The 13,144-nt window shown below is 64.8% G+C and carries 11 protein-coding genes; 4 read left to right on the top strand and 7 right to left on the bottom strand.

The features are described 5' to 3' along the window. Nucleotides 1-40: 40 nt before the first annotated feature. On the top strand, nucleotides 41-1,564 hold the full coding sequence (locus tag ABD687_RS09970) for a SulP family inorganic anion transporter (protein WP_310291658.1): 1,524 nt from the start codon (nucleotides 41-43) through the stop codon (nucleotides 1,562-1,564). An 86-nt stretch (nucleotides 1,565-1,650) separates the two neighbouring features. Continuing rightward, a complete protein-coding gene (gene nhaA, locus ABD687_RS09965; RefSeq protein WP_310291661.1) occupies nucleotides 1,651-2,982 on the top strand; it encodes a Na+/H+ antiporter NhaA in 1,332 nt (443 codons plus the stop codon). Between the two features lie 362 nt (nucleotides 2,983-3,344). Here nhaA and ABD687_RS09960 read toward each other — a convergent pair whose 3' ends face one another. The 5 genes from ABD687_RS09960 to ABD687_RS09940 all read right to left on the bottom strand — a co-directional run bounded on the left by ABD687_RS09960 (nucleotide 3,345) and on the right by ABD687_RS09940 (nucleotide 8,635). Continuing rightward, the gene (locus ABD687_RS09960) at nucleotides 3,345-4,739 is read right to left on the bottom strand and encodes an IS1380 family transposase (protein WP_310291662.1); all 1,395 of its coding nucleotides are present in this window, start codon (nucleotides 4,737-4,739) and stop codon (nucleotides 3,345-3,347) included. 122 nt (nucleotides 4,740-4,861) lie between these two features. Further along, nucleotides 4,862-5,890, bottom strand: a complete 1,029-nt coding sequence (dmpG, locus tag ABD687_RS09955) for a 4-hydroxy-2-oxovalerate aldolase (protein ID WP_344760987.1) — start codon at nucleotides 5,888-5,890, stop codon at nucleotides 4,862-4,864. Nucleotides 5,891-5,910: 20 nt separating this feature from the next. Further along, nucleotides 5,911-6,846 (bottom strand): acetaldehyde dehydrogenase (acetylating), encoded by a 936-nt coding sequence (locus ABD687_RS09950; RefSeq protein ID WP_310291666.1) that lies wholly within the window; start codon nucleotides 6,844-6,846, stop codon nucleotides 5,911-5,913. A gap of 44 nt (nucleotides 6,847-6,890) precedes the next feature. Beyond that, a complete protein-coding gene (locus ABD687_RS09945) occupies nucleotides 6,891-7,682 on the bottom strand; it encodes a 2-keto-4-pentenoate hydratase (protein WP_310291668.1) in 792 nt (263 codons plus the stop codon). An 11-nt stretch (nucleotides 7,683-7,693) separates the two neighbouring features. Further along, entirely contained in the window at nucleotides 7,694-8,635 is a 942-nt protein-coding gene (locus tag ABD687_RS09940) for a 3-carboxyethylcatechol 2,3-dioxygenase (protein WP_310291671.1), read from the bottom strand. A 195-nt stretch (nucleotides 8,636-8,830) separates the two neighbouring features. Here ABD687_RS09940 and ABD687_RS09935 point away from each other — a divergent pair, with 195 nt between their 5' ends. Next, the gene (locus ABD687_RS09935) at nucleotides 8,831-9,460 is read left to right on the top strand and encodes a TetR/AcrR family transcriptional regulator (protein ID WP_310291674.1); all 630 of its coding nucleotides are present in this window, start codon (nucleotides 8,831-8,833) and stop codon (nucleotides 9,458-9,460) included. Nucleotides 9,461-9,475: 15 nt separating this feature from the next. On the opposite strand, the gene ABD687_RS09930 is transcribed toward ABD687_RS09935, so the two are convergent. After that, complete coding sequence (locus tag ABD687_RS09930) at nucleotides 9,476-9,925, bottom strand: PaaI family thioesterase (RefSeq protein ID WP_310291677.1); 450 nt, start codon at nucleotides 9,923-9,925, stop codon at nucleotides 9,476-9,478. Between the two features lie 132 nt (nucleotides 9,926-10,057). After that, nucleotides 10,058-11,386, bottom strand: a complete 1,329-nt coding sequence (locus tag ABD687_RS09925; RefSeq protein WP_310291679.1) for an MFS transporter — start codon at nucleotides 11,384-11,386, stop codon at nucleotides 10,058-10,060. A gap of 381 nt (nucleotides 11,387-11,767) precedes the next feature. Here ABD687_RS09925 and ABD687_RS09920 point away from each other — a divergent pair, with 381 nt between their 5' ends. Next, a complete protein-coding gene (locus ABD687_RS09920; RefSeq protein ID WP_310291682.1) occupies nucleotides 11,768-13,138 on the top strand; it encodes an aromatic ring-hydroxylating oxygenase subunit alpha in 1,371 nt (456 codons plus the stop codon). Nucleotides 13,139-13,144 lie beyond the last annotated feature (6 nt).

Raw genomic sequence — 13,144 nt, 5'->3', positions numbered from 1 at the left:
AGCACACAACGGCGCCAATTTCCCCTGAACGGAGCCATCAATGGCCACGAAAACCACGGCAGGACACCCGATCCTGACCCCGGAAGAACGGCAATCCGTTCTCCGCACCCTCAAATCCCCGCGCCTGCTCAAGACCGAGGTCCTGGCCGGGTTGGTCGTGGCGCTGGCACTGATCCCCGAGGCCATCGCCTTCTCCATCATCGCCGGGGTGGACCCACGCCTGGGGCTCTTCGCCTCCTTCACGATGGCCGTCTCCATCGCCTTCCTGGGCGGGCGTCCGGCCATGATCTCCGCGGCAACGGGAGCCATCGCCCTGGTCATCGCCCCGCTGGTGAAAAGCCACGGCGTTGACTACTTCATCGCCGCCGTCATCCTGGCCGGCATTTTCCAGGTCATCCTCGCCCTGCTGGGCGTGGCCAAGTTGATGAGGTTCATTCCCCGCCAAGTCATGGTCGGCTTCGTCAATGCCCTGGCCATCCTGATCTTCATGTCTCAGGTCCCCGAGCTCCTGGGCGTCCCCTGGATGGTCTACCCACTCACCATCCTGGGCCTGCTGATTGTCTTCGGCCTTCCCAAACTCACCGCCGTGGTCCCCGCGCCCCTGGTTGCCATCGTCGTTCTGACCCTTATTGCCGTTGTCGCATCCCTGGCGGTCCCCACCGTCGGGGACAAGGGTGAGATGCCCGAGAGCCTGCCGGCCCTGTTCCTGCCGAACGTTCCACTGAATTTCGAAACCCTGCAGATCCTGTTCCCCTACGCGCTGGCCATGGCCTTCGTGGGCCTGCTGGAGTCCCTGATGACCGCCAAGCTTGTCGATGACGTTACCGACACCCGTTCCAACAAGACCCGAGAATCCTGGGGCCAGGGGGCGGCGAACATCATCACCGGATTCTTCGGCGGCATGGGCGGTTGCGCGATGATCGGGCAGACCATGATCAACGTCAAGGCCTCCGGCGCCAGGACCCGCATCTCCACCTTCCTGGCCGGAGTTTTCCTGCTCATCTTGGTCGTCGCGCTCGGCGGCATCGTGGCGCTGATCCCGATGGCCGCGCTGGTGGCCGTGATGATCTTCGTGTCCGTGGCCACCTTCGATTGGCACAGCATCAAGCCCTCCACCCTGCGCATGATGCCCAAGAGTGAAACCACCGTCATGCTCGCTACTGTCGTCGTCACCGTCTGGACGCACAACCTGGCCATCGGCGTTGGCGTCGGGGTGCTCACCGCCATGGTCCTCTTCGCCAACAGGGTCGCCCACCTGGTCACCGTGGAACGACGCATCGAGGAACACTTCGGGGTAAAGATCGCCAAGTACGAAGTCAATGGTGAACTCTTCTTCGCATCGTCCAACGACCTCTACACCCAGTTCGACTATGTCGAAGACCCCGACCGCGTCGTCATCGACATGTACAACTCCCACCTCTGGGACGCCTCCACCATCGCCTCCCTGGATGCCATCACCGCAAAATACGAGAAGTACGGCAAGACAGTCGAGATCGAGGGACTGAACGCGGCCAGCCGCAAAATGCGCGAGCGCATGGGAGGAAAGCTTGGGGCCGGGCACTAGCAATATGCCGTAGGGTTGTAGTCAGGTGCGCCGGGAAGTCTGGTCGGCAATGTCAATTGTCGAACCCACTTTAAGGACCCAACCCCATGGGCATGAACCCACTGTCCAAACGTCCGTTGATCGGATATGGCAGTTATCTGGAGGCCCTGCGGATCGGGGAGATCCTCCGCAAGGAAACCATTGGCGGCGCCCTGCTGGTCGTCGCCGCGGTCGTTGCGCTGATCTGGGCCAACTCACCGGCCTCCGAAAGCTACTTCGCCCTGCGCGACCTGAAGATCGGCTACGAACCCTGGCACCTGGAACTGAGCCTGGGCGCCTGGGCCGCGGACGGCCTGCTGGCAGTCTTCTTCTTCCTGGTCGGCCTCGAACTTAAACGGGAAATCGTTGCGGGAGACCTGCGCCAGATCAGCAAGGCCATCGTCCCGGTCGCCGCGGCGGTGGGCGGTGTCGTCCTCCCTGCACTGATCTACGCGGCCATCAACTGGGGAAACCCCGAGACCATCTCCGGCTGGGCCATTCCCACGGCCACCGACATCGCCTTCGCCGTTGCGGTGCTTGCGGTCATCGGTTCACACCTACCCACGCCGCTGCGCATCTTCCTGCTGACCCTGGCCGTCGTCGACGACCTCATGGCGATCACCATCATCGCGATCTTCTACACCAGCGAAATCAACACCGACGCCCTGCTGCTCACCCTCGTCCCGCTGGCGCTCTACGGTTTTCTTGCCCAGAAGTACCGGCGTTTCTTCGGATTGAACCCGTCGGCGGCCTGGTTCATCTTGTTGCCGATCGGCTTTGCCGCCTGGGCCCTGCTCCATGCCTCCGGCATCCATGCGACGGTCGCCGGCGTTGCCCTGGCCTTCACGATCCCGGTCCTGCACAGCACCAAACACGGCAAGCACGCCGATGGACCGGGGTTGGCCGAGGTCTTCGAGCACCGTTTCCGCCCGCTCTCGGCCGGTTTCGCCGTGCCGGTCTTCGCCTTCTTCTCCGCCGGCGTCGCCGTGGGCGGATTCCAGGGCCTGGCCTCGGCCTTGAGCGACCCCGTCGCCATCGGCATCATCGTGGCACTCGTGGCCGGAAAACCGATCGGGATCCTGGCGGCAACCTGGCTGACTGCCAGGTTCACCAAGGCGACGTTGGACCCGGCGCTCAAATGGGTGGACCTTGCGGGCGTCAGCCTCCTGGCAGGCATCGGCTTCACCGTCTCGTTGCTCGTCGGCGAACTCAGCTTCGGGCTGGGCAGCCCCGCCAACGACCATGCGAAGGTCGCCATCCTGGGCGCCTCCATCCTGGCCGCAGTCCTCGCTTCCATCCTGCTCGGCAGCAGGAACCGGCAATACCGGAAACTGCAGGCCCAAGAGAACATCGACGCGGACGACGACGGAATCCCCGACGTCTACCAGTCTGAGCAGTAACACCATCCCGTTTGAATGGCCCCTGGGGCATTCGGACGGCTCAAAGGGCAATGCCCGATCCGGAAGCGCATTCCCCCCTTTGCCTTGAGCCGTGGCGTCCGGGGACCAGGCCGAGTCACAGCGACGGCCGGGCAGCAAAAAGGTCCGCCCAGCGGAAATCCACCAATGGTGGCATCCCGCGGGCGGACCCGTGCGTGTCGGTGGTGCTTAGCCTTGATCCACCGATCCGCCCCCGGTCGTCGTCTGCTGGCGACGGACGGGGGCGGTTTCGTTTTTGGGCACGGGAAGGGTGCCGGCCTCGCTGTCGGCGGGTGTTCCACGGTGGTTTCCTGGTTGCGCCGCAGAGGGCTCGGTGAACGGTTCTAGGCGATGTGGGGTGGGGCGTGCGCGGAAGTGAAGAGCCGTTCCCACTCGGTTTCCCAGGGCCAATCCAGCGGAAGCCGGAGCCTGGTTTTCCTGGCGCTGCGCGCGATGCGCGCCGGAACCTGGATGAGCTTGCGCCGGACCGTTGCGCTCCTGGCCTTGGCGAAGGTGCCGCCGGCCAGGATCCCGGCGGCGCGGGTGAGGTTGTAGGCGATGGCCGCGGCCACCAGCCATGCACTATTGGCTCCGAAGTGCCCGGAGGGCATATGGGCCAGTGCGCTGTCCTTTAAATCCGCGTTGACTTGTTCGATGACCGCGTGTTGGCGGTGGGTCTTGTCCGCAGCGACAGTGTCCAGGACACCGGAATCCACGGTGGTGAAGAACGCGTGGAAACGGTGGGCGTCAAAGAGGGTGCCTTGCCCGGCGGCCTTCTTCGGGTTCAGTTCCGGGATTCGGCGCACGACCAGGCGCCCGGGAACCCGTTCGGCTTTCTTGCGGGAGGTGAACGCGGTGAAGCCGGTTTCGGCGACCTCGGCGCTGGAGACCAGGACCCCGGTGGATTCGTCAAGGATCGCATCGGTGTAGTGGATGGTCTCCCAGGCAGTCTCCGGGATCGTGGCGATCGCCCGCTTCACGGCCGGGTCCATGCGCACCGTCACCGAGACCTGCGCGCCCGCCTTCATGGCCGCCGATACCGGCCCGTGGCCGTAGTAGGCCGAGTCGAAACGGCACAACACCTTCGATCCGGGCTGGCAACGTGTGAGCGTGCCCAGTGCCTCGGTGACGAACTTCTTGGCTCCGCGGGCGGAGTTGGCTGCGCCCTTGCGCAGGCGTTGGGCGGCAATGAACGGCACCGCGTCCTTCGTGGATGCTGTGGCCAGCAAGGCGTTGAGCCCGCGCACCCCGGAATATCCGTAGCCCGAGCCCTGCTTCTGGTAGCCGTGGACCTCGATGATGGTGTCATCGACGTCAAGGAAGATGAACTCGTTCTCCCCGGGGTTTCCCAGCAGCGGGGCCTTGCGGTTCAAGCCCACCAGGAACCTGGAGGCCACGGCATCGAGCTGGCGCACGTGCCCGAAGGTGAAGGAGCGCAGGAAGGACCCCAGGGTGGAGGGGGCGTAGCAGGCGGTGAAGACCTTTTTCATGGCCCCGTGCCGCAACAGGGCCATATCGTCAATGGAGTCGGCACCGGCCACCATCCCGGCCACGAGAGAAGCAATCTTTAACCCGGCGTTGGCACCTTTGTCGGTGGGCACGCTGAGCCACTGGCCGGCCAGTTCATGCAGGCCCGAGTCCCGGGCCAGGACCATGGCCGGCAGCAACCCGGCGGCGGACACGAGGTTCGATTCGTCGAAGGAAACTGACACGGCGGAGGAATTGTGGGAAACTTGCATCTACGAGATGCCCTTCATTTCAGGAATGTTGTTACTGTCGCAAGTTCAATTTTCCCTGATATGACGGGCATTTCGTGGTTAAAACGCCGAGCAGCTCCCAAATCTCATCGGTGGATCAAGGCTTAGCGGGCGTTGGCCAGCTGCACGGCGACGTCTACGATCATGTCTTCCTGGCCGCCGACGTAGCCGGCCTTGCCGATTTCCTCGAGGATGCGGTAGGCCGGGACGCCGTAGCGTTCGGCCGCGCGCTCGGCGTGGATCAGGAAGGAGGAGTAAACCCCGGCGTAGCCCTGCATGATGGAGGCGCGGTCCATGACCGGCATGCGGGTGATGAACGGCTTGACGACGTCTTCGGCCGCGGCCATGACGCCCTGGATGTCGACGCCGGTCTTGATGTCCAGGCGGTCGAAGGCGGCGGCGAGGACCTCGGTGGGGGAGTTGCCCGCACCGGCGCCCAAGGCCATCAGGGTGCCATCGATTTGCTTGGCCCCGGCGCGTACGGCGAACACGGAGTTGGCGACGCCGAAGCTCATGTTCTGGTGGCCGTGGAAGCCGACCTGGGCGTCGTCGCCGAGCTCGGTGACCAGGGCTGCAACGCGGTCCGAGACATCGTCAAGGATCAGGGCGCCGGCGGAGTCGACGACGTAGACGCACTGGCAGCCGGCGTCGGCCATGATGCGTGCCTGCTTGGCGAGCTCCTCCGGGGAGACGCGGTGGGAGAGCATCAGGAAGCCAACGGTTTCCATGCCGAGCTTGCGGGCGTGCTGGAAGTGCTGGATGGAGACGTCGGCCTCGGTGCAGTGCGTGGCGATGCGGGCGACGGAGGCCCCGGCGTCATAGGCCTGGTTCAGGTCGTGGATGGTGCCCAGGCCCGGGAGCATCAGCACGGCGATCTTCGCGGCCTTGGCCTCGTCGACGGCTGCCTTGATCAGGTCCAGCTCCGGGACCTTGGAGAAGCCGTAGTTGAAGGAGGAGCCGCCCAGGCCGTCGCCGTGGGTGACTTCGATGACCTCGACGCGGGAGTCATCCAGCGCGCGGACCACGGAGCGCACATGTTCTTCGGTGAACTGGTGGCTCATGGCGTGGGAGCCGTCGCGCAGCGTGGTGTCGGTCAGACGGATGTCAAAGGTGGTGTTCATGGGTGCAGTCATGGTGTGCTTCCCCGTCCTTGCTAGTTGGCCGGCGCGGTGGCCCGCGCGGCGTCGATCTTGTCGGAGAGCAGGTCCGCGGTGCGGGTGGCTGCTGCGGTGATGATGTCCAGGTTGCCTGCGTACTCGGGCAGGTAGTCGGCGGCGCCGGCGACCTGCACCCAGATGCCGACGCGGCCGAAGCCGCCCCAGTCCTCGCGGGCTTCCTCGAACTGCGGTTCCAGGCGCAGTGCGTAGCCCGGGACGTAGTCGCGGATGGAGGCTGCGGCGGCATCGATGGCCGTGCGAATCGCATCCTTGGTGGCGCCAGGGGCTGCGGCCTCGGCCGGGATCATGCAGTAGATGGTGTTGCGCATCATCATCGGCGGTTCCACCGGGTTGATGATGATGATGGCCTTGCCACGCTTGGCACCTCCGACGACCTCAAGGGCCTTGGCGGTGGTCTCGGTGAACTCGTCCACGTTGGCGCGGGTGCCCGGGCCGGCGGACTTCGAGGCGATGGACGCGACGATCTCGGCATACTCGACCGGGACCACGGAGGAGACGGCGGCAACGATCGGGGTGGTGGCCTGCCCGGCGCAGGTGATCATGTTGACGTTCATGGTGTCGGTCAACGAGTCCAGGTTCACGACAGGTGCCAGGTACGGACCCACGGCGGCAGGGGTCAGGTCGATGGCGTGGATGCCGGCGGCCTTGTACTTGGGGGCGTTGGCCTCGTGGGCCTTGGCGGAGGTGCATTCGAAGACGAAGTCGGGGAGCTCGTCCTGGGCCAGCAGCCAGTCCACGCCCTCGGCGGAGGTGGTCAGGCCGAGGCGAGCCGCGCGGGCCAGTCCGTCGGAGGCCGGGTCCACACCGATCATGTACTTGACCTCGACGTTGCTGGAACGGCGCATGATCTTGAACATCAGGTCGGTGCCGATGTTGCCGGAGCCGACAATTGCGGCTGTTTTCTTTGCCATGGCTGGTTACTTCCTTAGTGACAGGTAACGAAGAAGAGGGGGAATTAGATGAAGTTGATGCTCAGCGAGCCCAGGGTGCCGAAGTCGGCGGTGGCCGACTGGCCGGCGATCACCGGCAGGGCGCCAGTGAAGGAGCCGGGCAAAATCAGCTGGCCGGCCTCGAGGGGCACCCCTTGCTCGCCCAGGACGTTGGCCAGCCACGCCAGCGGGGCGACGGGATCGCCCATGACATCGGTTCCGCTGCCCGTGGCCTGCTTTTCGCCATCGATCAGCAGCGAGCATTCAACCGAGCCGAGGTCCTCGACCTTCACGTCCAGCGGCTTGGTTCCCACGGCGATGGCGCCGCAGGAGGCGTTGTCGGCCACGGTGTCCACCAGGCGGATGTCCCAGTTGGCAATGCGCGAGTCGATGATCTCGATGGCCGCGTAGATTTCGCCGATGGCTGCGGCTGCCTGTTCGCGGGTAACACCCGGACCTGTGAGGGCTTCCTTCAGCACGAAGCCGAATTCGGGTTCGACCTTGGGGGAGATGAAGGAACCGGCGGCGATCTGCGCGTCTTCGTGGTGCACCATATCGGTGAAGAAGAAGCCGAAGTCCGGGGAGTCAACGCCGAGCTGCTTCTGCATGGCCAGCGAGGTCAGTCCGACCTTGCGCCCGGCCAAGATACGGCCGGCGTCAACGTGGGCGCGCAATTGCGTGTCCTGGATGCGGTAGGCGTCGTTGACGTCCATGCCTTGAACGCGGTCCCGCAGCGGGGCGATCGGTTCGAGGGTCTCGGTGGCGGCCAGCAGGTCCGCGGCCAGGGAATCCAGGAGTTGCGTGCGTTCGGTGCTCATGGTGGTTTCGCTCATTTCTTCAGTACCGCGGTGGTGACGCCAAAGCCGGCAATGTATTCCTTGATCGGCTTGTAGAACTCGTAGTTGACCTCGTATTCGCCGCAGGCGCGCAGGGCGGAGTAGGCGGCGACCCAGGTGCGGACTTCGTGCGAGGAGTGCCCCGCGACCGCGTCCATCTCATCCGCGGTGTAGGCGTCGAAGCCCCCGACGTTCCCGGACCTGCAGACCTCGAGGAAGGCCCGGTCCCATTCGGGGTTCAGGTCCATGATGTCGGCCTCTCCCGCGGCGAACTTGATGGCCGTGTTGATGGTGTTGGCTTGGCGGGCCGCGCGCGCCTCCGGGGTGGGGTTGCGGCCGTTGGTCAGCATGGCGCGCTGTGCTTCGGTGGCGGTGGCGATCTGCGGGACCGGCGGGTCGTGGGACAGTCCGCCGGAACCGATGAACAGGACCTTCTTGTCCGAGTCCTTGAAGTATTCGCCCACTGCCTGGCCGAACTTGCGCACGCGCGAGACCTTGGTGAAGGGACGGGCGACGGAGTTGACGAAAATGGGGATCACCGGGACGGTGTCGAGGCCGCCGAAGATGATTTCCATGGGCTGCACGGCCCCGTGGTCGACCTCCATCTTGCGGGAGATCGCGGTGTCGATGTCTTGGTCGATGATGTACTGGGCCAGTTTTTCGGCCTCGGTGGTCGGGACGTTGATCGGTCCGGCCCAGGAATCGTAGTCGCCCGTGCCATGGGCTTCGTAGCCCACGCAGAACGGGGGCATCAGGTCGTAGAAGAACCCGTTGTAGTGGTCCGGGCCGAAGTTGACGACCAAGTCCGGGTTGAATTCCTTGGCAAACGCACGAACCTGCTCGAAGGCGGCGTCGACAGCTGCCTTGACGTCCTCTGGCGGGTTGGTGTGCTCCAGCAGGGGAGAGTGCGACATGGCGATGAGTGCTTGTTGCATTCCTGGCGCTCCGTTCGATTGGCGACTTGAAGATTTTGCTTGCTTTCATTCCATCCCACGCGCCGAACGAAGACACGCTGTTGTTCCATAGAGCGGCACGAATCATTCAACGTTTTTAGGAGAAGCCCCGTGGTTGCCGGGTAAACAGCGAACCAACTGGCGGTAGCTAAACGTGCACTGGTGCATAATTTAGGAATGGACGAGACAAACGAGGGCGGACGCACGGCCCGGCGGAACCGCCATTGGACGCAGATCCACGAGGCGGCCGTGGCATTGGTGCTTGAAAAGGGCCTGGCGGCGACCACCGTCGATGCCGTTGCCTCGGCTGCGGGGGTCTCGCGGCGCAGCTTCTTCAACTACTTCCCCACCAAGGAGGACGCGGTGCTTGGCACCCGCGAGCCCTGGCTGCCGGAGGCCGACTGGGAAGACTTCGTCTCCTCCAAGCTGGAGGTGCTGCCGCGCACCGCCAAGCTCCTTGCCGCGGTGCTGAACACGAGCACCCACGCCGGCGAGGGATTCCGGAGGCGGCGCGAAATGGTGCGGGCCTTCCCCGAGCTGCGCCGACGCACCCATGTGCACGTGCAGGCGGCCGAGCAGCTGGTGGCCACCGCACTGATCGAACGGCTCAAGCCGCACCAGGCGGCGCTGCTGGCCCACGAATTGCCGACGGATCCCGGCGCCCAGCACGCCCTGGTTCTACTGGCCGGGACCATCACTCGTTACGCGTTCACCGAGGACCCGGAGGAATTCGCGCGCGACTGGCAATCCGCGGTGGTGCGGGCCAGCGCGATTTTCGGCTCGCTGCTGCACCCGGTTTCCCGCTGACGGCTTGGGTGGAGGCTACTTGCCCAGCCGGCGTTCCTTGAGCACGTACGTGAAGGTGGTGTGCACCAGAACCTTGGCCTCCGCATCGGCGACCTGCACCTCGGCCACGACCACCGAGGCCCCGCCGCGCAGGATGCGTGCGGTGGCAACCGCCGGACCGGACTTGGAGTTGGACATGAAGTTCACGTTCGACTGCACGGCCAAGGGGAACTGTCCGGCGTCCGCGTAGGCGTTCATGGCCAGGAAGGTCCCGGCGATATCCGCGGCACCAAAGAGCGATGCGGCGGCAAACATGCCATTGGCCTGGGCCAGCTCGTCGCACAAGGGCATCGAGAAACTCATCGAGTCCTCGGTGACGGCGTGCGGGGAGAGGCGCAGCGTGAAGGTGATGTCCTCGAAACCCAGTGATTCGCGGAACTTGTCCCAGCGTGCGGTGAACTCGGACAGGGTTGCAGGTAGTGCCATGGTCTTTGTGTCTCCAGTAGTCAGGGGGAAATGGGGAGTTGACTCCCACCTTAACGGCGATGGCACCCGATCGGGACAACCGGGTGCCATCTGGCAGCACAACCGCCGGATGGCGGTATGCCGTGTGGTGGATTACTTGCGCTTCAGGGTTTCCTTGGACATCAGCACACATGCGGCACCGACGGCAATCAGGAAGATGAAGTACCAGGCGATGTTGTTCGTTCCGCCGCCGTTACCCAGCTTGACCAGCCACTGGCTCATCAGCGGGGCCATGCCCGCGCCGAGCACCGAGCCGACCTGGAAGGTCAGCGAGACACCGGTGTAGCGGGATTCGGTGTCGAACTTCTCGGCCAGGAAGGCGCCGATCGGGCCGTACATGGAGGCCTGGATGATCGGGTTGCCGACCATGAAGCCCAGGGCGATCATCCAGAAGACTCCGGAGTTGAACAGCGCGAACATCGGGAAGACCAGAGCCACGGAAATCAGCGCGCCGGCGAGCATGACCGGGCGGCGGCCGTAGCGGTCCGAGAGCCAGGCGAAGAACGGGATCGCGAAGATGTGCACGAGGGACGAAGCGGTGAGCATCATCAGCGCGGTCTGCCGGTCCACCGCGCCGGAGGCAACGACGTAGGGGACCATGAAGATCGCAAGCATGGCCTGCATGAACAGCGGGCCGGCCACGGCCAGGGTGCCCAGGATGGTTTCCTTCGGGTAGTCACGCAGCACACGGGCCAACGGCATCCCGGTGTGGGTTGCTCCCGTGGCCTTGGCCCTGAGGAAGTCGGGAGACTCGGTCACGCGGTAACGCATGTACAGGCCGATGATCACCAGCACCGCGGAAAGCAGGAACGGGATGCGCCAGCCCCAGGCCAGGAATGCCTCCTCGGGGAGCCCCGCGAAGAGGCCAAGGATCAGGGTAGCCAGCACGGATCCGGTCGGACCGCCGGTCACGGCGATGGAGGCAGCGAAGCCGCGGTTCTTTTCCTTCACGTGTTCGGCGGCCATCAGCGTGGCGCCTGCCCATTCGCCGCCCACCGCCAGGCCCTGGATGACGCGCAGCAGAACCAGGAGCAGCGGCGCCGCGATGCCGATGGTCTGGTACGTCGGCATCAGGCCGATGGCGACCGAGACCAGGCCCATCATCATCAGCGTGATGAACAGGATGTTCTTGCGGCCAAACTTGTCACCGAAGTGACCGAAGAGCACGCCACCCACGGGGCGGGCGATGTAGCCGGCCAGCAGGATCACGAACGACAGCGCGGTGCCAAGGCCCTTGTCCATGCTCTCCGGGAAGAACAGGTGGGGGAAGACCAGTCCGGCGGCAGCGCCGTAGAGCAGAAAGTCGTAGTATTCGACCGTCGAGCCCAGGAAGCTGGATATCAGTGCCCGGCGGGTTTCCTTGGGCGTTGCCTCAGGGTGTTGCTGTGCTGCGTCCAGCCCGGTGTGGGAAGGGGTTGCCATGGTGACTCCGTGGTGTGTTTGCGAGTTGTGTCACATGGAAGCATGGCTGGCCGAGCCCGAGGATTCCCAAGCAGCGTGCCGCAGGGTGGAACGGCAACCGGGCCTTGCCCACGCTTGGACCGGAAGTTCATGGCGTCCAGACGGGAGCACACCGGACGTCAGGTTCCCCGAAATATGTCCTGGCCGCAGCCCCGGGTCGTCGTGGCCGGGACATTGCATTTGAGCCGGTGGAAATGCGTGGGCCGCCCGTGTTGACAGGGTTGTGCGTGCTGGGGTTCGGCACGGGCGTTGGCTCTTTGCCTCTCTCCTGGGGTCTTATTGAGAGCACGACCACACCCCATCATCCGTCGGGCGGCGAGCGCCCAGGAGGAAACGATCCACATGAGCACCACGGACAGCTGCCCCTCTGAGGCGAATGCCGCCATCGGCAAGATGCGCGGCTCCGAACACGGCCCGAAGAACATCGACGTCTCCGCGCTGGTCGACGCCGAAGGCGGGCTCATCGATCGGTCCATCTACACGGACCCAGGGATCTACGACCAGGAAATGCGCCGGATCTTCGCCCGCAGTTGGCTCTTCCTGGCCCATGCCAGCCAGTTCAAGAAGCCCGGCGACTTCTTTACCACCTTCATGGGGCAGGACCCGGTGATCGTCACCATGGACAAGACCAAGACGATCCGCGCCTACCTGAACTCCTGCCGCCACCGCGGGATGAGGTTGTGCCGCGCCGACGCCGGCGCCACCAAGATGTTCACCTGCACCTACCACGGATGGTCCTTCGACCTGGCCGGCGCCCTGCAGACGGTGCCCAACGAGAAGGCCTACCCCGAGGACTTCGACAAGAAGCAGTGGGGCCTGATCGAGGTCCCCCGCGTGGCCGAATACAAGGGCCTGCTCTTCGGCAACTGGGACAAGGACGCCGAGGACCTCGAAGAAACCCTGGGCGACATGCGCTACTACCTGGACGCCATGCTCGACCGCGACCCGGAAGGCACCGAGGTCATCGGCGGGGTGATGAAGTGGGAGCTGGAGGGCAACTGGAAGCTGGCCGCGGAACAGTTCGCCACCGACTGGTACCACGTGAACATGTCACACGCCTCCGCGCTGATGGTCATGTCGCCGACCGGCAAGGGCCCCAAGGCCGAGATCGTTGCGACGCCCGGGCGCCAGTTCCTCTCGCCGAATGGACACGGCGCGGGTTTCCCCACGCACCCCAAGTCCCGCTTCGACGCCCAAGCGGTGCACGAGCACTACGACTACGACGCCCTGCGGGAGCGCCTGGGCGACGCCGCGGTGGAGGGCCCGATGACCACCGGCCACGCCACGGTCTTCCCGTCGTTTTCCTACTTGCCGGTCAACGGCTCGATCCGCATCTGGCACCCCAAGGGACCGAACAAGATCGAGGTCTGGGCCTGGATTCTGGTGGACAAGTCGATGCCGGAGGACGTCAAGGACGCCCAGCGACTCTACAATCTGCGCACCTTCGGGCCCTCGGGCATCTTCGAGGCCGACGACGGGGAAAATTGGTCGGAGATCCAAGCGGTTTCCGGTGGCTTCGTCACCAACTCGGTGCCGTTGAACTTCCAGATGGGCATCGGCTCGGAGCGCGAGGACGGGGTGTATCCCGGGCAAACCTCGGAACTCTACTCGGACGCCGCGGGCCGCAGCTTCTACAGGCACTGGGCCGAACTGATGAACACCCCGGCCTGGCACGAACGGCCCGCGCCGGCACCCGCGGGCGAATCGGCCTGATCCCCG

It is taken from the genome of Paeniglutamicibacter sulfureus, from assembly GCF_039535115.1.
Classification (GTDB): Bacteria; Actinomycetota; Actinomycetes; order Actinomycetales; family Micrococcaceae; genus Paeniglutamicibacter; species Paeniglutamicibacter sulfureus.
This window is presented reverse-complemented; position numbering and strand designations above follow the sequence as displayed.

Coding starts and splice junctions, on each gene's coding strand:
- ABD687_RS09970 (WP_310291658.1), top strand. CDS start 41: ATGGCCACGAAAACCACGGCAGGACACCCGATCCTGACCCCGGAAGAA.
- nhaA (WP_310291661.1), top strand. CDS start 1,651: ATGGGCATGAACCCACTGTCCAAACGTCCGTTGATCGGATATGGCAGT.
- ABD687_RS09960 (WP_310291662.1), bottom strand. CDS start 4,739: ATGCAAGTTTCCCACAATTCCTCCGCCGTGTCAGTTTCCTTCGACGAA.
- dmpG (WP_344760987.1), bottom strand. CDS start 5,890: ATGACTGCACCCATGAACACCACCTTTGACATCCGTCTGACCGACACC.
- ABD687_RS09950 (WP_310291666.1), bottom strand. CDS start 6,846: ATGGCAAAGAAAACAGCCGCAATTGTCGGCTCCGGCAACATCGGCACC.
- ABD687_RS09945 (WP_310291668.1), bottom strand. CDS start 7,682: ATGAGCACCGAACGCACGCAACTCCTGGATTCCCTGGCCGCGGACCTG.
- ABD687_RS09940 (WP_310291671.1), bottom strand. CDS start 8,635: ATGCAACAAGCACTCATCGCCATGTCGCACTCTCCCCTGCTGGAGCAC.
- ABD687_RS09935 (WP_310291674.1), top strand. CDS start 8,831: ATGGACGAGACAAACGAGGGCGGACGCACGGCCCGGCGGAACCGCCAT.
- ABD687_RS09930 (WP_310291677.1), bottom strand. CDS start 9,925: ATGGCACTACCTGCAACCCTGTCCGAGTTCACCGCACGCTGGGACAAG.
- ABD687_RS09925 (WP_310291679.1), bottom strand. CDS start 11,386: ATGGCAACCCCTTCCCACACCGGGCTGGACGCAGCACAGCAACACCCT.
- ABD687_RS09920 (WP_310291682.1), top strand. CDS start 11,768: ATGAGCACCACGGACAGCTGCCCCTCTGAGGCGAATGCCGCCATCGGC.